Raw genomic sequence first — 17034 nt, 5'->3', positions numbered from 1 at the left:
CGGATGTTCACTTCTTGGCGTCCAGCTCGTCGAGCATCGAATCGATCATCGACGACTGCACGTCCTTGTCCTCGAGCTTGGCGCCCAGGATCTTGCCGGCCAGCGCCGTGGCGAGCGTGCCGACCTCGCCCTTGAGCGAGACCAGCGCCTGCTGCTGCTGCGACTCGATGGAGCGCTGCGCGTTGGCGGTGATCTGGGCCGCGTCGGACTCGGCGCGGGAACGGGCGTCGGCCACGATGTGGGATGCCTCGGCACGGGCGTCGTCGCGGATCTTGGCGGCCTCGACGCGGGCGGTGCTCAGCTGGGCCTCATACTTGGCCTTGGCCTCGTCGGCGTCCTTCTGGGCCTGCTCGGCCTTGGCGATGCCACCCTCGATCTTGGCGGCGCGCTCATCGAACACGGCCTGGAACTTCGGCAGGAAGAACTTGTAGAAGAATACGGCGACGATGACGAGGATGATCAGCGACCACACCACGTCGTAGGTTTCCGGCAGGAACAGCGCGACACCGCTTGCTGCTTCAGTCACCATAACGTCTTCCTCCTTTCATGTCCTTGGAGATTCGTTTCGGATGGGCTTTCGATCACTGGAAGATGAAGGCGGCGACGAAGCCGAGCAGCGCCAGCACCTCGACGAACGCCAGACCAAGGAACATCAGCGTCTGCAGACGGCCGCCGAGCTCGGGCTGACGGGCCGTGCTCTCGATGGTCTTGCCGATCAGGATGCCCAGACCGATGCCGGGGCCGATGGCCGCGAGGCCGTAGCCGACGACGTTCAGGTTGCCCGCAACCGCAGCGAGGGTAACGATATCCATGGTTGTTTCCTTTCTGGTTATTGCCGTGATAGCAACAGTTTCTATCCCTGGGTCAGTCGGCCTCGGGGAAGCTCATATTGATGTACGCGGTCGTCAGGATCGCGAAGATGTACGCCTGCAGGCAGGCGACCAGCGCCTCGAACAGGAACATGAACATGCCCGCGGCGAACGTGATGACGCCGAAGGGGGCCATGGCCTTGTTGGCGATGTCGATGAGGAAGAACTGCGTGGCCGACAGGCACAGGCCCAGGATGAGGTGGCCGGAGACCATGTTGGCGAAGAGTCGGATCGTCAGCGAGAACGGGCGGATGACGAGCAGCTCGAGCAGCTGGATCGGCGACAACAGGATGTAGATCGGCGCGGGCACGCCCTTCGGGAAGAGCTCGTCGCGCAGGAAGTGGCCCAGGCCCTTCTCGCGGATGCCGGCGATCCAGTACTGGCAGAAGCACCACATGGCGAACACCAGCGGCAGCGTGATCGTGGCCGAGGCCGCGATGTTGAAGCCGGGGATGATGCCGCACAGGTTGAACACCAGCAGCGTGCAGAACACGGTGGTGATCATCGGCACGTAGCGCTTGCCGCGCAGCTCGCCCATCACCTGGTAGACGATCTGGTCGCGCACGAACTCGATGAGCCATTCGATGGCGCCCTGCCAACGGCCCGGGATGAGCTTCACGCGGCTGGCGGTGACGCCCAGGACGAGCAGCATGATGATCGTCGCGATGATGCGGACGAGGATGATTCGATTAATGGCGAACGGGGTTCCCTGGAACAGCAGTTCCGGAGGGAGAAAATCGTCGATGCTTGGGTACTCCGGTTGCGTCGCGCTCGCCATCGTCAGCGAGGTCAGTGCAGCACCAATCATTCGCGCCTCCTGCTTCTTCTAGTCAGGTGTCAGTTTAGACCAACTGGGTCGGCGAATGTGACGTGTCGGTGAATTCGTCTTCCGTCTTCCCCTATCCGAGCCCGGGCCGCTCCCCCGACGGAATCGGACGTCCGACCACCGGGTCTCGAATGACTGAACAGCGATTATTGGCCCGTCTTCGGACAAATCTCCACGCACATTCCACAGGCGTGTTGTCCGTTTTCGCGCATCCGCCACGCGGCCGGCACGCGTCCTGACGGAATGTCAACGATTTGCGGCGTTTTCCCGTGTTTTCCGTCTGCGGAAAGCGTTATCAATCTGTGATAATCGACACGAGGACAGGCAGTCCATATACTGAACCACCCCCTGTCCGGGGCACGGACAGGGGGTGGTTCAGGGCGCGGTAAGGAACTGACGGGCGGCCCGGACCAAGCGAACCAGACGGAACGGGCCGCGATGCGGCTCAGCCGCGGATCACGCCATAGCCATCATGCTCGAACGGGGCGAAACCGTCCTTGCGCGGCCCGCCCGGCTCGTGCCGGATGGACCGGTCGGTGCCGAGGCGCTTCTCGGCGCGCAGACGCGGCACCTCCGCAAGGTCGTAGGGCGTGGTCTGGTACACCCAGTTGAGCCAGTTGCGCCACAGCAGGTTGGCGTGCGCGCGCCAGGCGAACAGCGGCTCGAGGCCCGGGTCGTCGTGCGGGAAGTAGTTCTTCGGGAACGGCACGTTGGTCATGCCCTTGGCCATGTCGCGCTCGTACTCCTCGGCCAGCGTGTACTTGCCGTACTCCCAGTGGCCGAGCGCGAACACCTCGGAGAAGTCGCGCGTGGCGACCAGGCCCGGGCCGGACTGCGGGCCCCAGGTGAGGATCTGCAGGTCCGGGTTGGCGCGCACGTCGTCCTCGTCCACGCCGGCGAGGCGTGAATGCGGCTGCAGGGCGATCTCGTCGAAGCCGTTGGTCAGGAAGCAGTATTCGTCCTGCAGGTACTGGGGGAAGACGCCGAAGATCTTCTCGGCGTAGTCGACCTTGCGCACGCCGTAACGCCGGTAGAGCGCGCCCATCGCACCCCAGCACAGATACATGGTGGAGAACACGTGGGTGGACGCCCAGTCGAGGATGGATTCGAACTCCTCCCAATAGTCGACCTGCTCGAACGGCAGGTGCTCGACCGGGGCGCCGGTGACGACGAAGCCGTCGTAGTAGTTGTCGGCGAAGGCGTCGAGGTTCTCGTAGAACTTGAGCAGGTGGTCGGCGGAGACGTGCGTCGACTCATGCGTGGAGGTCTTCATGAAGTCGACCTCGACCTGCAGCGGGGATTTCGAGATGAGGCGCAGCAGCTGCGTCTCCGTCTCTATCTTCTTGGGCATGAGGTTCAGGATCACCAGTTTGAGCGGGCGGACGCGTTGGCGTTCCGCCTCGGGCTTCTCGAGCGCGAAGATGCGTTCCGAGTCGAGGATGGCTCTGGCCGGCAGGCCGCTGGGAATCTTGATAGGCATGTCTTCATTATGGCCGCGGCGCGGATATGCGACGCGGACGGCGTCATACCCGTTCGTTATCACCGCTTATCACGGCGCGCGATGCGAACGCCCCCGGCGCGACACGCCGGCGTGCCACCGATTTGACATATGCCCGATGAACAGTATCTTAGATTGAGCTGTCGCAAGGACAAGCCGTCGCGGGGTGGAGCAGCTCGGTAGCTCGCTGGGCTCATAACCCAGAGGTCCATGGTTCAAATCCATGCCCCGCTACCAATTGACCGCCGTTCCCGGATTCACCCGGAACGGCGGTTTTCGTATTCCGATCAGGGGGTGCGGCGGCGGATGACGGCGAGCATGAAGGCGCCCACGGCGACCGCCGAGACGGCCACGACGAAGGCGACGGCCACATCCACGCCGGTGACGGGCAGCGGCCTGTCCGGCTCGTCCTCGTCGCCGCTCCCCGGCGGCTCCTCCGTCTCCGCCGGCACGGTCACCCGTGTGTGCTCCCACGTGTCGTCATATCGGCTGGCGGCGGGCATCACCCTGTCGTCGCCGGCGAATTTCCAGACGAACACGTACCAGCCGTGGCTTTCGGCGATGATCCGGACCGGGTCTCCGTGCGCGTCCTCGGCGCCGCCGCCGACGCGTATCCTGCCGTTGACCGCCGGATAGTCCCATGTGCCGATGAGCCGGTGGTTGCGGTCCGGCGTGGGCTCCCCCGCCCCGGACGGCTCGTAGGCGTCGTCGTTGGACGGGTCGTCCGGGTCGCCGGCCCACCACACGCTCACCTGCGCAAGAGGCTCGTCCGCCTTGAGCCCGTACGCCTCGTCGCCCATGAACGTGCCGTGGTCGTCGGGGAACCCGCTGACGACGATGGTGTCGCTCAAGTGCGCGCCGACACCGGCCGTGTGCTCGGTGACGCTCGACTCGACCTCCACCTTGGCGCGGTTCGAATTGGTCTCCGCATGCTCGAGGAACCCGCTGACCGCGTCGGCGAGCACGTATTGCCGCGCCTCGTCGCTCTGCCGGGACACGTCGAACGCCCACACCCACGTGCCGATGCCGCCGCGCGCGGGCGCATGGTATTCGTCGCCGTCGCCGGTCCGCGCCGTGGCCGTGACCGTCTGGCCGGGCCCGGTGAACGTCGCCGTGCCCCACGCCGCCGGCTCATAGCCGCGCCGTGCGATGCGGTCGAGGAAGTCCCGCGCGCTTTCGCCCTTGTCCGGGGACATGGCGTCGACGAGGCGGGCGGCGGGGATGTCGTCGAAATACCAGCCGTCGGCCACGAGCTCCAGACCCGGCACCCAATGGCTGTCCTCGCCGCTCACCGCCGATGTGACCTCGTCGGACACGGTGCCGCCGGCGTCGACGATCCTGTCGGAGGCGACGGTCGCGACCGCGGGCGTGAAGTCCTTGCGCACGCGGAAGCTCACGCCGGCGTGCGAGACGGCGTCGTACCCGCCGAACCGGATGAAGTCCTGCTCGCTGACGAGCTGATTGACGTACGCCCGGTCGTAGGTCGTGTGGACCTTCACCTCGCCCGCCCCGGTGGCGGTCCAGGCGTGGCGCACCGGCGACGTGCCCGACACCCCGGAGACGGTGGTCCCGTCGCCGTCCGCGGCGTCGAAACGGGCCGGTCCCTCGAGCCGGAGCGTGTACCGCACCCCGGCGATGGCGGCGCCCGACGCGGTGGTCACGGAGGCGTCCACCCAGCCGGTGCGCAGCCCGTCGACCATCGAGGATTCGGTGCGCACGCCGGACGGCATCTGCGCGCCGGCCTCCTCCATAAGCCGCTCCGCGAGCGCATCGAGGCCGTCGTGCCTGGCGTTGATCTGTTCGTGGTGCCGCGCCCACTCGGTCTGGTCGGGATCGAAGACGTCGTGCACGAGGATGCCTATGGCGGCGTGGGTCCGCGCGTCGCGGTCCTTCCGGTGGCGTTCGGCGAGCCACGCGATCCGTCGGGCGGCGTCGCCGTCGGTCACGCGCAGTTCCTCGGTGTAGCTGAAACGGGCCGCCTTGCCCGCCTCCATGCAGTAGACGAGACGGCCGTCCGTCTCCTGCGCGATCGCGCCGATCAGCAGGTTGCGCCCGTCGATGGGGTAGGTGAGGTTGGTGCCGCCGGGCGGCGCGGTGAGCGAGCCGGCGGTGGCGGCCGGCGCGCATGCCAGCGCCAGCGCCGACGCGATGAGCGTGACGGCCGCGGCCAGCCGTCTCGATGTCCTGGTCATGATGCTTCCTTCCCTGTCGTTCCCCGCGCGTCCTCGTCGACGTGCGGATGGATACCAGACTGGCAGGGTCGCGTCCCGCGGCGGCGGAATCCCGACCCATGTGTACAGGGCTCCCCGTGGCGGGCGTGTCGGCGTCGCCCGGGACGGACGGGTTATCCACATGACGCCGTTCGCGGGAGGCGTGGATCCGGATCATCCACATCCGTGAGCGTTCACCCACCGGGTTGTCCACATCAATCCCCGGAAAACCGGGCCGATTTGACATGGGACTCCCTACAATGGGCCGTGTGGCAACATCCAATCGCGATATGTGAGTAACGCGATGCGCAAGTAGTAAGGAGGAGGTCGCCATGTCGAAGACGACCAACAGCGAAATGAACGATGCCATGGCCGAGAAGAAGGAAGAGGACGCAGTCAAGGCGGAGAAGGGTGCCAAGACCGCGCGTACGACGAGGAAGCGGACCGCGACCACCCGCAGGCGCAGGAGCGCGAAGCCCGAAGAGATGACCGTCACCGTCGTGGGCGAGACCCCGGCGCAGACCATCCCCGTCACCGAGGCGGGCCAGTTCGGCCGCATCAACATCATGGACGTCACCCCGAACGAGGAGCGCGGCATCTACCCGGCGCGCGTCGAACTGGGCGAGCCGTTCGAGGTCACCGCGCAGGTGTTCATCGAGGGCCGCACCAAGGTGGGGGCCACCGCCGTCGTGCGCAACCACCGCGGCAAGGAGATGCAGCGTCTGCCGATGACCTGCGTCAACCCCGGCCTCGACCGTTGGGCCGTGACCCTCACCTGCGGCGAGCACTCCGACGCCAAGCCGTGGGAACCCGAGTTCTCGCAGGTCAAGCGCCAGTTGGGCGAGTGGAGCGTCACCGTCGAGGGCTGGGAGGACACCTACCGTTCCTGGCTGCATGACGCCGCCATCAAGGTGAAGGTGAACGACGACGTCGAGAACACGCTGATCTCCGGCGCGCAGCTGCTCGAGCGCTGGGCGCACACCCCGGACGCGAAGCTCAAGGCCGCCCAGCGCAAGGTGCTCGAGACGGCCGCCAAGACCATGACCGACCAGACCCTCTCCCCCGAGGACCGTCTCGCCGCCGCCACGACCGCCGAGGTCACCGAACTGCACGAGACCAACCCGCTGCGCGACGGCCTGTCCGCGAGCGCCCCGCAGCGTTTCCTGGTCCAGCGCCCGAAGTCCAGCTTCGCCGCCTGGTACCAGTTCTTCCCGCGTTCCGAGGGCGCGTACGTGGACGAGGAGACCGGCAAGATCGTGCAGGGAACGCTGAAGACCTCCGTCTCCGGCCTGGAGCGCGCGAAGGCCGAGGGCTTCGACATCGTGTACCTGCCGCCGATCTTCCCGATCGGCGTGACGAACCGCAAGGGCAAGGACAACGCGCTTGTCGCCGGTCCGGACGATCCGGGCTCGCCGTTCGGCATCGGCAGCGCGCTCGGCGGCCATGACACCGTCGACCCGCTGCTCGGCACGATGGACGATTTCAAGGCCCTGTGCGCGAAGGCGCATGAGATGGGTCTCGAGATCGCGCTCGACTTCGCCCTGCAGTGCTCGCCCGACCACCCGTGGGTCAAGCAGCATCCGAACTGGTTCCGCACCAAGCCGGACGGCACGATCGCGTTCGCCGAGAACCCGCCGAAGAAGTACCAGGACATCTACCCGATCGACTTCAACGCGGACATGCCGGGCATCGAGCGCGAGGTCGAGCGCATCATGAACCTGTGGATCGAGGCGGGCGTGACCATCTTCCGCGTCGACAACCCGCACACCAAGCCGGTGCGCTTCTGGCAGGACGTCATCGCCGCGGTCACGAAGAAGCATCCGGAGGTGCTGTTCCTCGCCGAGGCGTTCACCCGCCCGGGCATGATGCGCGCGCTGAGCTACGTGGGCTTCACCCAGTCGCACTGCTACTTCCCGTGGCGCAACACGAAGGACCAGCTGGAGGAGTACCTCGGCACCACCAACGGCGACGACGGCTACTACCAGCACAACACGTTCTGGCCGACCACGCCGGACATCCTCACCGCATACGTGCGCGACAACGGCATCGCCGGCCATGCGGTGCGCGCCGTGCTCGCCGCGATGGGCTCGCCGAGCTGGGGCATCTACAACGGCTTCGAGCTCATCGAGAACCAGCAGCGCGCCGGCTTCGAGGAGCAGCGCAACAACGAGAAGTACGAGATCAAGGTGCGCGACTGGTCCGAGGCGGACAAGTACGGCATCGCCGAGCTGCTCACCTCGCTCAACCGCATCCGCCGCGAGCATGTGGAGGCGTTCAGCTACCACAACCTGCACGTGCTGGAGACCAGCGACCCGAACATCCTCGCGTTCGCGCGCCACACGCCGGCCACGCTGACGAAGTCCGGCAAGCCGGAGACGCTCATCGTGGTCGTCAACCTCGACTGCCATAACGCGCATCAGGCGATGGTCCACTTCGAGATGCCGGAGTTCGGCGTCGACCCGAAGTGGGGCGCGCACCTGCGCGACGAGCTGACCGGCCGCGACTTCGCGTGGGGCTGGGACAATTTCGTCTCACTCGCCCCGTGGGCCGACGTGGCGCACATCTTCACCGTCGTGCACGAATACGGCGAGTGATTCGCCGCGATTCGCGGTATGGTGAGTAACGAACAACAACCGAACCAAGGAGAAACCGATTATGGCTGAAACCTTCAACGTCGTGGTGGAGATCCCGCGCGGCTCGAAGAACAAGTACGAAGTCGACCAGGAGACCGGCCGCGTCTTCCTGGACCGCGAACTGTTCACCGCCATGGGCTACCCGGACGACTACGGCTACATCGAGGGCACCCTGGGCGAGGACGGCGATCCGCTGGACGCGCTCGTCATGGTGAACAACTCCGTGTTCCCGGGCTGCGTCATCGAGTGCCGCGCCGTGGGCCTGTACCACATGGAGGACGAAGAGGGCGGCGACGACAAGGTGCTGTGCGTGCCGGCCGACGTCCGCTACGACGGCATCCAGGACGTCAAGGACGTCAACGAGTACCACCTCAAGGAGATCAAGCACTTCTTCGAGCAGTACAAGGCCCTCGAGCCCAACAAGGAGGTCCTCCCGGGCGACTACTGGACCGGTGCGGACGTCGCCGAGAAGGAGATCAAGGAGGCGCGCGAGCGCCTCGCGAATTCCTCCAAGTGACGTGGTCGCTTCGGTGAGATGACAAAGGCTCCCTTCGGGGAGCCTTTTTCGTTGGTACGGGTATACTGGAACCTCGTAATTTCACCTAGGCGTAGGCGGCGTGTGGGAACGCTGGTCGAGGCCCATCCCGTGGGATACGGCGCGAAGAGGCCGTGCGGGATGAACCATTCACGCACACACCATGATTTCGATGATCATCCAATCGTTGCTCATTTCCGTTTCCGTGGCCATGGACGCGTTCGCCGTGTCCATCGGCAAAGGGCTGACCGTCAAGCGGGCGAGGTTCGTCGACGCCCTGAAATGCGGCCTGTGGTTCGGCGGCTTCCAGGCCCTGTTCCCGCTGCTCGGCATCTTCACCGCCTCCGCGTTCGCATCCTATGTGACGAGCGTGGATCACTGGATCATCTTCTTCCTGCTGGCCGTGATCGGCGGCAACATGATCCGCGAGGCGTTCGAGGAGGACGAGGAGAACGCCAAGGAGACCCCCGAATTCGACTGGAAGCACATGCTGCCGCTGGCCGTGGCGTGCAGCATCGACGCCTTCGCCGTGGGCGTGAGCCTGGGGCTCATGAAGATCAACATCGCGTTCACCGTGGCCGCTATGGGCGTGGTGACCGGCCTGTTCTCGATCGCCGGCATCTACATCGGCCGCGCGTTCGGAGCCCGCTGGCAGAAGCCCGCGCGGATCGCCGGCGGCGCGGTGCTCATCATAATCGGCGTCAAGGTGCTGCTCGAGCATCTCGGCATCATCGCCTTCTGATTCGACGACGCTTCGGCGGCGGTTCCTACGGGAATGTTTCCCATTCTCCGTAGGAACCGCCGCTTATGTGTTCTCAGGGGCGGTTTCCACGGAAATCATCCGCCAGCTCCGTAATATCCGCCGCTTACCGAATCTCAGCGGCGGATATTACGGAGCAATAGGCTTATCTCCGTAAATTCCGCCGCCGAAGATGATCAGCCCCGGATAAAAAGGCCATAGAACCCCCGGATAGGAACGGACCAAGTACAGGATTCCAAGAAGACCCACGGACACCCCGAACAACGGAGGCCACGTGGGAACGAACCCGCGGACCGGTTCAGCCCAGGATCTGCAGGAGCAGGGCCGCGGCGAAGACCACCAGACCGTAGAACATGAACGGCAGCATCGCGACGCCGATCCACGGCGCGGGCTGCACCGGATCCGGGTCGAGCTCCCTGAGCCACCACACGGAGGCGACGGCGAGGACGAGAGCGAACAGCACCATCACCACGACGGTCCCCGCGAACATCGCGGAGGAGGCGGTGAAGGCTCCGGACACCACGTACGGGATGAAATACCATCCGGCCAGCGAGATCGAGGCGGCGCCGCCGGTCACGCAGTGGGACAGCGCACGGATGAGGTGCGAACGCTCCTCGCGCAGCATCTGCCGCCCGAACGACACGATGGTGAGCACGACGAGCAGTCCGGCCACCGCCGCGGCCCAGCGCGCCTCGGGATAGGTGTCGAGCTTGAGGGCGCTGTCCTCGATGCCGCGGTCCAGCGGCATGATGATCCCGCCGACCGACGGCGAGGCGACGCACACGATGGACAGCAGGCCTACGACCAGACCGATGACCCTGTCGACGGCGGACGCGCGGAACGGCCAGAACCAGTGGAACACCGCCAGCACGACCACCATGAGGACCAGCGCGACGATGTTGGCGACGATGCCCGCGCCGGACAGGCCGACGCCCCATACGGCGCCGACCACGATGAACAACGCGTACGCGAGCGCCTGCGCGCCGAGCATCGCCCCGCGCTTCGCATCCCACTTGCCGACGGTCCCACCTGCCATAGTCACTCCCGCACTTCCCGTACCTTGCGGATCCGAGGATCCGGACAACTGCACCAATCCTACCCGCCGTGCCGGATGCGCGCGGGGATGCGGCCGCCCGGGGCGCCGGACGCCTCCCGCGCCCTTCCGCATGACGATGCGCCCGCCCCGCCCCGCCTGCGCCCCATCCGTGCGCCGAGCCGATAGCCTGATGGGCTCTGGCATGACGGCCTTCCGTATGTCACCGCACCGCCACCGCACCACCGCCGCACCACCGCCGCACCACCGCACCGACCATATGATGGACGCCTCCATATGCCGGACGCCGTTTGCCGACGAGCGCCCCCGACGACCGTGCAGCCGCGCGGAATCAACGATTCGCGGCCGTCGACCGCACGTTGTTGTCACGCAAGTTAACACCATGTGTCCCATGTGTGCGCGTACAATCATGCTCAGTATTCACAAGGGTTTCCATCACCAGGATCCCGACTTGTACCCGGACGTTCCGCCCGCTTGGTCGCGTTCCCGCATGGTTGCCGTCATTTCGAGGGGTGCCGCCGTCACCTGCGGCGTCCTCATCATGAGAGGGGTATGACGTGACTGACCTGACGTTGATGACGTTCGCCAGCAACCCCGCCTCCGTACTGCCTTCGCTCGCCCTGCTGTCCCACCGCGTGCGCGTCCTGCCGATGGACGCGGCCAGCCTGGTGAAGATGCCGGAGAACACCATCCTGTTCCTTGACGCCCGTGACGATCTGGCCACGGCCAAGACCCTGTGCAACCTCATCCACGCCTCCGGGCTGTCCACGCCGATCGTCCTGATCCTCACCGAAGGCGGCTTCACCGTCGTCAACTCGCAGTGGGGCATCGCCGACGTGGTGGTCTCGACCGCCTCCCCGGCCGAGGTCGAGGGCCGTCTGAGGCTCGTCTCCGAACGCGGCAACGCGCCGGCCGCCGCCAACACGGCCTCCGCCGGCGACAAGGGCGTGACCAACGAGGACGGCCAGATCCGTTCCGGCGACCTCATCGTGGACACGAACGGCTACACCGCCTCCCTGCACGGCCATCCCATCGACCTGGCGTACAAGGAGTTCGAGCTGCTCAAATACCTGGTGCAGCATCCGGGCCGCGTCTTCACGCGCGCGCAGCTGCTGCAGGAGGTGTGGGGCTACGACTACTACGGCGGCACCCGCACCGTCGACGTGCACATCCGTCGTCTGCGCGCCAAGCTCGGCGGCGAATACGAGCATCTCATCGGCACCGTGCGCAACGTCGGCTACCGCTTCGACCCGCCGGACGACGAGTCCGAGGAGTCGGCCGCCAAATCCGCCGCACGCCAGGCCCCGACCGACGACTGACATCGTCGCGCGGATGCGCGTCGGACGTGCGAGACCGACAGGACCGGCATATGGTTCGTGAATCGAAGCGGGCGCGTCAGGCCCGCATGCATGACGAATACGCGATTCTGCGCGAGGTCTTCCCCGCGCCGGAATGCGCGCTGCATTTCTCCAACCCCCTCCAGCTGCTCATCGCCACCGTCCTGAGCGCGCAGACGACCGACAGGCGCGTCAACACGGTCACGCCGGAACTGTTCGCGCGCTTCCCGGAAGCCGCCGACCTGGCGGCGGCGAACCCGCAGGAGGTGGAGGACATCATCCATCCGCTCGGCTTCTATCGTTCGAAGACGAAGCATCTGCTGGGACTGGCCGTCGCGCTCGACGAACGTTTCGGCGGCGAGGTGCCACGCACGATGAAGGAGCTTACCTCGCTGCCCGGCGTGGGCCGCAAGACCGCGAACGTCGTGCTGGGCAACGCGTTCGGCATCCCCGGTTTCCCGGTCGACACGCATGTGATGCGCGTGACCGGCCGGCTGCGCTGGCGTTCGGACTGGCGTGACGCGCACCCCGATCCGGTGGCGGTCGAACGGGAGATCACCGCCTGCTTCCCGCCCGGAGAATGGACGGACCTGAGCCACCGACTCATCCTGTTCGGCCGCGCGACCTGCCACGCGCGCAGGCCCGATTGCGTCGAATGCCCTCTGGCCGCCACATGCCCGGCCGCCGGCGCGGCGTGACATGGCGGCACGGCGGCGACGCGGCGCAGACACATCACCGGCGTATCCGGGAAAGACCCGACCGACCCCCCTCCCACCCGTCCGACCATTGCGGTTGACTGGGGCGCATGCGCAGGAATCACAGGGGCGGTAACGGGTACGGCAATCACGGCGACGCGAACGGGGACGGCCGGGCGGTACGCGCCGCGCGACGCGGCGCACGAAGCGAGGCGGCCCGCTGGGGCGTCTTCCTCGGCGTGGCCGCACTGCTCACGGCGTTGCTGTGGGCGGGCTGGGCGCTGATCCAACACCGCGACGTGGTCCCCGGACTGGGCGCCGACGGCGTGAAATCCGGCCCGGCCGTGACGGTCGGCCTGACCGGCGCGCCGGACACGCTCGACATCCGCACCGCCACCGGCGCCACCTCCGACGCGCTCGACCGAGCGCTCATCGGCAACGTGTACGAGACGCTCATCTCGCGCGACGACAAGAACGCGCTCACGCCCGGCCTGGCCTCAAAGTGGACGACCTCGGCGGACGGGAAGACCCTCACGCTCACGCTGCGCTCCGGACTCACCTTCTCCAACGGGCATACGCTCGACTCCGCCGACGTGGTCGCTTCCCTGCAGCAGGCGGTGGAGGGCAAGTGGCCCGGCGCCGACACGAAGCTCAAGGCGCTGTCCGCCGTGACCAACCCGAACCCCACCACCGTGAAGATCGCGCTCAGCCAGCCGGACGCGACGCTCACGCGCACGCTTTCCGGGCGCTTCGGCATCGTCTACGACTCCGAGGCGAACATCGACTACGCGACGAAGGCGGTCGGCTCGGGCCCGTTCACCGTCTCGTCGTTCGACGCCGGCAAGGCAATCGTCCTCGCGGCGCGCCAGGGCGGCGACGCGAAGGTCGGCACGGCGACGCTGAAGTACTACGCGGACGACGCCTCGCTCGTCCAGGCCGCCAAGTCGGGCGACGTGGACCTCGCGCTGCCCGACGAGGCGGGCGACGCGGACGCGCTCAAGGACGACGCGTCGGTCACGCTCACGCAGGGCGCGAGCACGCGCAAGGTCACGCTGCTGTACAACGGCGACTCCGATTCGATCCTCTCCGACGTGCAGGTGCGCCAGTCGCTGCGCCTCCTGCTCGACAAGCAGGCGCTGACCGCCGGCCGCGCCGACGTCGCCCAGGTGCTCGGAGGCCCCATCGGCCCGCTCGAACCGGGCTACGAGGACCTCACCTCCGTGCTCGCGCACGACAGCGCGAAGGCCCATTCCATGCTCTCCTACTTCGGTTCCGGCTACATCGGCACGATCAAGCTCATCGCGCCGACCCGCTACCAGCAGCTCGCCCAGGCGATCGCCGACCAGTACAACGCGGAGGGCCTCACCGTCACCGTGGAGGCGCTGGACGACGCGCAGCTCGCGCAACGCGTCCAGAACCGCGACTTCCAGCTGCTGCTGACCGACCTGGACGGCACGGACGGCACGGCCATGTTCGCGAACGCGCAGTCGGACGCCCGCTACACGAACGCGGATGCGCAGTCCCAGTACGCGGCGGCGGTCGCGGCGACCAACGACGCCGCCTACGCCGACGGGCTCAGGACGTACGCGCGCACGGTCAGCGAGGACGCGGCCAGCGACTGGCTGTACGCCAAGCGCAACGTGGTGGTCGCCTCGAAGTCGCTGTCCGGCTACCCCACGCAGATGACCGACGACTTCCTGCCGCTCGCGAACGTCGCCAAGCGGTGAAACGCCGCCGGCGCGACGCCGGCCGGACCGCCGGACGACGGGCGAAAGCGCGGGCCGGACGGGCGCGGGGCGTTGTCACCTAAGCCGCATAGACTCGCGTGTATGACTGAAGCCAAATCCATCACGGCCAACCTCACCCCGCTGCCCGACCGCGTGGGCGTGGACGGCCTCGAAGACAAGTGGCGTGCCGTCTGGGACGAACAGGGCACCTACAAGTTCAACGACACCCGCGACCGCAAGGCCGTGTACTCCATCGACACCCCGCCGCCCACCGTGTCCGGCCACCTGCACGTGGGCCACGTGTTCTCCTACACGCACACGGACGTCATCGCCCGCTTCAAGCGCATGCAGGGCTTCGACGTGTTCTACCCGATGGGCTGGGACGACAACGGCCTGCCGACCGAGCGCCGCGTGCAGAACTACTACGGCGTGCGCGTCGACACCTCCCTCAAGTACGACCCGGACTTCAAGCCGCCGTTCGAAGGCACCGACGGCAAGAAGATCGACGCCAAGGACCAGGTGCCGTGCTCCCGCCAGAACTTCATCGAACTGTGCGAGAAGCTCACCGCCGAGGACGAGAAGCTGTTCGAGGCGCTGTGGCGCAAGCTGGGCCTGTCGATCGACTGGTCGCAGACCTACCACACCATCGGCGAGCACCCGCGCCGCGTCGCCCAGAAGGCGTTCCTGCGCAACCTCGCCCGCGGCGAGGCCTACCAGAAGGACGCCCCCGGCCTGTGGGACGTGACCTTCCAGACCGCCGTGGCCCAGGCCGAGCTCGAATCGCGCGAATACCCCGGCTTCTACCACAAGGTCGCGTTCCGCTTCGAGGACGGCACCCCGATCTACATCGAGACGACCCGCCCCGAGCTGCTGGCCGCCTGCGGCGCGCTCATCGCGCACCCGGACGACGAGCGCTACAAGCCGTACTTCGGCCAGTACGTCTACTCCCCGCTGTTCAAGGTGAAGGTGCCGATCCTCGCGCACCCGGCCGCAGAGATGGACAAGGGCGCCGGCATCGCCATGTGCTGCACCTTCGGCGACGTAACCGACGTCGAATGGTGGCGTGACCTCGACCTGCCGACCCGCCCGATCATCCAGCGCAACGGCCGCATCATCATGAGCGTGCCGGACTGGATCACCGACGAGGGCGGCAAGGCGGTCTTCGAGGAGACCGAAGGCAAGACCACGTTCTCCGCCCGCAAGATCATCGTCGACCACCTGCGCGAGTCCGGCGACCTGGACGGCGAGCCGACGCCGACGAAGCGTATGACGAACTTCTACGAGAAGGGCGACAAGCCGCTCGAGATCGTCACCTCCCGCCAGTGGTACCTCAAGAACGGCGGCACCGACCAGAAGCTGAACGCCGAGCTCATCGAGCGCGGCAAGGAGCTCGAGTTCCACCCGGACTTCATGCGCGTGCGCTACGAGAACTGGGTGCACGGCCTCAACGGCGACTGGCTGATCTCCCGCCAGCGCTTCTTCGGCGTGCCGTTCCCGCTGTGGTACCCGGTCAAGGAGGACGGATCCGCCGACTACGACCACCCGATCACGCCGAGCGAGGACATCCTGCCGATCGACCCGACCACCGACGTGCCGGCCGGCTACACCGAGGAGCAGCGTGACGTGCCCGGCGGCTTCACCGCCGAGAAGGACATCATGGACACGTGGGCGACCTCCTCGCTCACCCCGCAGATCGTGACCCGCTGGGAGGAGCCCGGCGAGGAGAACCAGGCCCTGTTCAAGGCCACGTTCCCGATGGATCTGCGCCCGCAGGGCCAGGACATCATCCGCACCTGGCTGTTCAGCTCCATCGACCGCGCCCACCTCGAGAACAAGTGCCTGCCGTGGAAGCACACCACGCTCTCCGGCTGGATCCTCGACCCGGACCACAAGAAGATGTCGAAGTCCAAGGGCAACGTCGTCGTGCCGAACAAGCCGATCGAGCAGTTCGGAGCCGACGCGGTGCGCTACTGGGCCGCCGCCGCGCGTCTGGGCCTGGACGCCACCTACGACGAGGGCCAGATGAAGATCGGCCGCCGTCTGGCGATCAAGCTGCTCAACGCGACGAAGTTCGCGCTGGCCATCGGCCGCGAGGACGAGAACCACCACGTCTCCGCCCCGGCGGACGTGACGTGGGATCCGGCCGACGTGACCGAGCCGCTCGACCGCGCCGCCATGGCCCGCATGGCGCTCGTGGTGCGCGAGGCCACCGCCGCGCTCGACCACTACGAGCACTCCAAGGCGCTCGAGGCCATCGAGAACTACTTCTGGCAGTTCTGCGACGACTACATCGAGCTGGTGAAGAACCGCGCCTACGGCACCGCCGACGCGACCGGCCACGTGCCTTCCGAGGCGGCCGTCAAGTCCGCGCGCACCGCGCTGGGCCTGGGCCTCGACGCGTTCACCCGCCTGCTCGCGCCGTTCCTGCCGTACGCCACCGAAGAGGTGTGGAGCTGGATGCACGCCGGTTCCGGTTCGGTGCACCGCGCCGCATGGCCGACCCCGGACGTGTACGAGGCGGCCGCGTTCAAGGTGGCCCCGGAGCTGCTCAACCACGCCGGCGAGGCGCTGGCCGCGCTGCGCGGCATCAAGTCCAAGGCGAAGGTCTCGATGAAGACGCCGATCCTGTCCGTCACGCTGGGCGTGGCCGACGACGTGCGCGAATCGCTGGCCGGTGCGCTGGACGACATCGCCGAGGCCGGCCGCGTGGTGGGCAAGATCCACTTCGCCGCCGCGGCCGCCGCCGTCAAGGCCGCCAAGGAGACCGTCGAGGCCGCCCGCGAGGCCGCGAAGGAGGCCAAGGCCGAGACCGAAGCCGCCGCCGAGATCATCGTCGAGCAGTCCGAGCTCGGCGAACCGCCGGCCAAGAAGCCGAGGAAGTAGCCTTCCC

At 67.0% G+C, this 17034-nt stretch carries 13 protein-coding genes and 1 tRNA gene; 8 read left to right on the top strand and 6 right to left on the bottom strand.

From position 1 onward, the window contains the following. Positions 1-7: 7 nt before the first annotated feature. The 4 genes from GFD21_RS05920 to GFD21_RS05905 form a co-directional block, all read right to left on the bottom strand. The gene (locus GFD21_RS05920) at positions 8-526 is read right to left on the bottom strand and encodes a F0F1 ATP synthase subunit B (protein ID WP_318643738.1); all 519 of its coding nucleotides are present in this window, start codon (positions 524-526) and stop codon (positions 8-10) included. Between the two features lie 55 nt (positions 527-581). Next, entirely contained in the window at positions 582-812 is a 231-nt protein-coding gene (gene atpE / locus GFD21_RS05915; protein ID WP_034528870.1) for an ATP synthase F0 subunit C, read from the bottom strand. Between the two features lie 52 nt (positions 813-864). Continuing rightward, on the bottom strand, positions 865-1677 hold the full coding sequence (atpB, locus tag GFD21_RS05910) for a F0F1 ATP synthase subunit A (protein ID WP_163197015.1): 813 nt from the start codon (positions 1675-1677) through the stop codon (positions 865-867). A 463-nt stretch (positions 1678-2140) separates the two neighbouring features. Continuing rightward, a complete protein-coding gene (locus tag GFD21_RS05905; RefSeq protein WP_163197014.1) occupies positions 2141-3175 on the bottom strand; it encodes a homoserine O-succinyltransferase in 1035 nt (344 codons plus the stop codon). Positions 3176-3353: 178 nt separating this feature from the next. Here GFD21_RS05905 and GFD21_RS05900 point away from each other — a divergent pair. After that, positions 3354-3430: transfer RNA gene (locus tag GFD21_RS05900), tRNA-Met, on the top strand. 50 nt (positions 3431-3480) lie between these two features. On the opposite strand, the gene GFD21_RS05895 is transcribed toward GFD21_RS05900, so the two are convergent. Then, the gene (locus GFD21_RS05895; RefSeq protein WP_163197013.1) at positions 3481-5385 is read right to left on the bottom strand and encodes a cell surface protein; all 1905 of its coding nucleotides are present in this window, start codon (positions 5383-5385) and stop codon (positions 3481-3483) included. Between the two features lie 374 nt (positions 5386-5759). Here GFD21_RS05895 and GFD21_RS05890 point away from each other — a divergent pair, with 374 nt between their 5' ends. From GFD21_RS05890 to GFD21_RS05880, 3 genes are all read left to right on the top strand, one after another. Further along, entirely contained in the window at positions 5760-7997 is a 2238-nt protein-coding gene (locus GFD21_RS05890; protein WP_163197091.1) for an alpha-1,4-glucan--maltose-1-phosphate maltosyltransferase, read from the top strand. A 61-nt stretch (positions 7998-8058) separates the two neighbouring features. Then, positions 8059-8553 carry an inorganic diphosphatase gene (locus GFD21_RS05885; protein WP_163197012.1) on the top strand — a complete coding sequence of 165 codons (495 nt, stop codon included), beginning with the start codon at positions 8059-8061 and terminating at the stop codon, positions 8551-8553. A gap of 181 nt (positions 8554-8734) precedes the next feature. Beyond that, entirely contained in the window at positions 8735-9313 is a 579-nt protein-coding gene (locus GFD21_RS05880; RefSeq protein ID WP_191996876.1) for a manganese efflux pump MntP, read from the top strand. Between the two features lie 316 nt (positions 9314-9629). Here GFD21_RS05880 and GFD21_RS05875 read toward each other — a convergent pair whose 3' ends face one another. Then, positions 9630-10367: a hypothetical protein gene (locus GFD21_RS05875; RefSeq protein WP_163197011.1), complete on the bottom strand. Its 738-nt coding sequence runs from the start codon at positions 10365-10367 to the stop codon at positions 9630-9632. Between the two features lie 593 nt (positions 10368-10960). Between GFD21_RS05875 and GFD21_RS05870 the strand changes: the two genes are divergently transcribed. The 4 genes from GFD21_RS05870 to valS all read left to right on the top strand — a co-directional run bounded on the left by GFD21_RS05870 (position 10961) and on the right by valS (position 17027). Continuing rightward, entirely contained in the window at positions 10961-11704 is a 744-nt protein-coding gene (locus tag GFD21_RS05870) for a winged helix-turn-helix transcriptional regulator (protein ID WP_163197089.1), read from the top strand. Positions 11705-11754: 50 nt separating this feature from the next. Next, on the top strand, positions 11755-12420 hold the full coding sequence (gene nth, locus GFD21_RS05865; protein WP_163197010.1) for an endonuclease III: 666 nt from the start codon (positions 11755-11757) through the stop codon (positions 12418-12420). 107 nt (positions 12421-12527) lie between these two features. Further along, entirely contained in the window at positions 12528-14144 is a 1617-nt protein-coding gene (locus tag GFD21_RS05860; RefSeq protein ID WP_163197009.1) for an ABC transporter substrate-binding protein, read from the top strand. 102 nt (positions 14145-14246) lie between these two features. Continuing rightward, positions 14247-17027: a valine--tRNA ligase gene (gene valS, locus GFD21_RS05855; protein ID WP_163197008.1), complete on the top strand. Its 2781-nt coding sequence runs from the start codon at positions 14247-14249 to the stop codon at positions 17025-17027. Positions 17028-17034 lie beyond the last annotated feature (7 nt).

Source organism: Bifidobacterium platyrrhinorum (genome assembly GCF_010667645.1).
GTDB lineage: Bacteria > Actinomycetota > Actinomycetes > Actinomycetales > Bifidobacteriaceae > Bifidobacterium > Bifidobacterium platyrrhinorum.
This window is presented reverse-complemented; position numbering and strand designations above follow the sequence as displayed.

Bases quoted from the DNA above. Each gene is read 5' to 3' on its own strand.
- GFD21_RS05880 (WP_191996876.1), top strand. From the start codon at position 8,735: ATGATTTCGATGATCATCCAATCGTTGCTCATTTCCGTTTCCGTGGCC.
- GFD21_RS05860 (WP_163197009.1), top strand. From the start codon at position 12,528: ATGCGCAGGAATCACAGGGGCGGTAACGGGTACGGCAATCACGGCGAC.
- nth (WP_163197010.1), top strand. From the start codon at position 11,755: ATGGTTCGTGAATCGAAGCGGGCGCGTCAGGCCCGCATGCATGACGAA.
- GFD21_RS05875 (WP_163197011.1), bottom strand. From the start codon at position 10,367: ATGGCAGGTGGGACCGTCGGCAAGTGGGATGCGAAGCGCGGGGCGATG.
- GFD21_RS05885 (WP_163197012.1), top strand. From the start codon at position 8,059: ATGGCTGAAACCTTCAACGTCGTGGTGGAGATCCCGCGCGGCTCGAAG.
- GFD21_RS05905 (WP_163197014.1), bottom strand. From the start codon at position 3,175: ATGCCTATCAAGATTCCCAGCGGCCTGCCGGCCAGAGCCATCCTCGAC.
- atpE (WP_034528870.1), bottom strand. From the start codon at position 812: ATGGATATCGTTACCCTCGCTGCGGTTGCGGGCAACCTGAACGTCGTC.
- atpB (WP_163197015.1), bottom strand. From the start codon at position 1,677: ATGATTGGTGCTGCACTGACCTCGCTGACGATGGCGAGCGCGACGCAA.
- GFD21_RS05895 (WP_163197013.1), bottom strand. From the start codon at position 5,385: ATGACCAGGACATCGAGACGGCTGGCCGCGGCCGTCACGCTCATCGCG.
- GFD21_RS05870 (WP_163197089.1), top strand. From the start codon at position 10,961: ATGACGTTCGCCAGCAACCCCGCCTCCGTACTGCCTTCGCTCGCCCTG.
- GFD21_RS05890 (WP_163197091.1), top strand. From the start codon at position 5,760: ATGAACGATGCCATGGCCGAGAAGAAGGAAGAGGACGCAGTCAAGGCG.
- valS (WP_163197008.1), top strand. From the start codon at position 14,247: ATGACTGAAGCCAAATCCATCACGGCCAACCTCACCCCGCTGCCCGAC.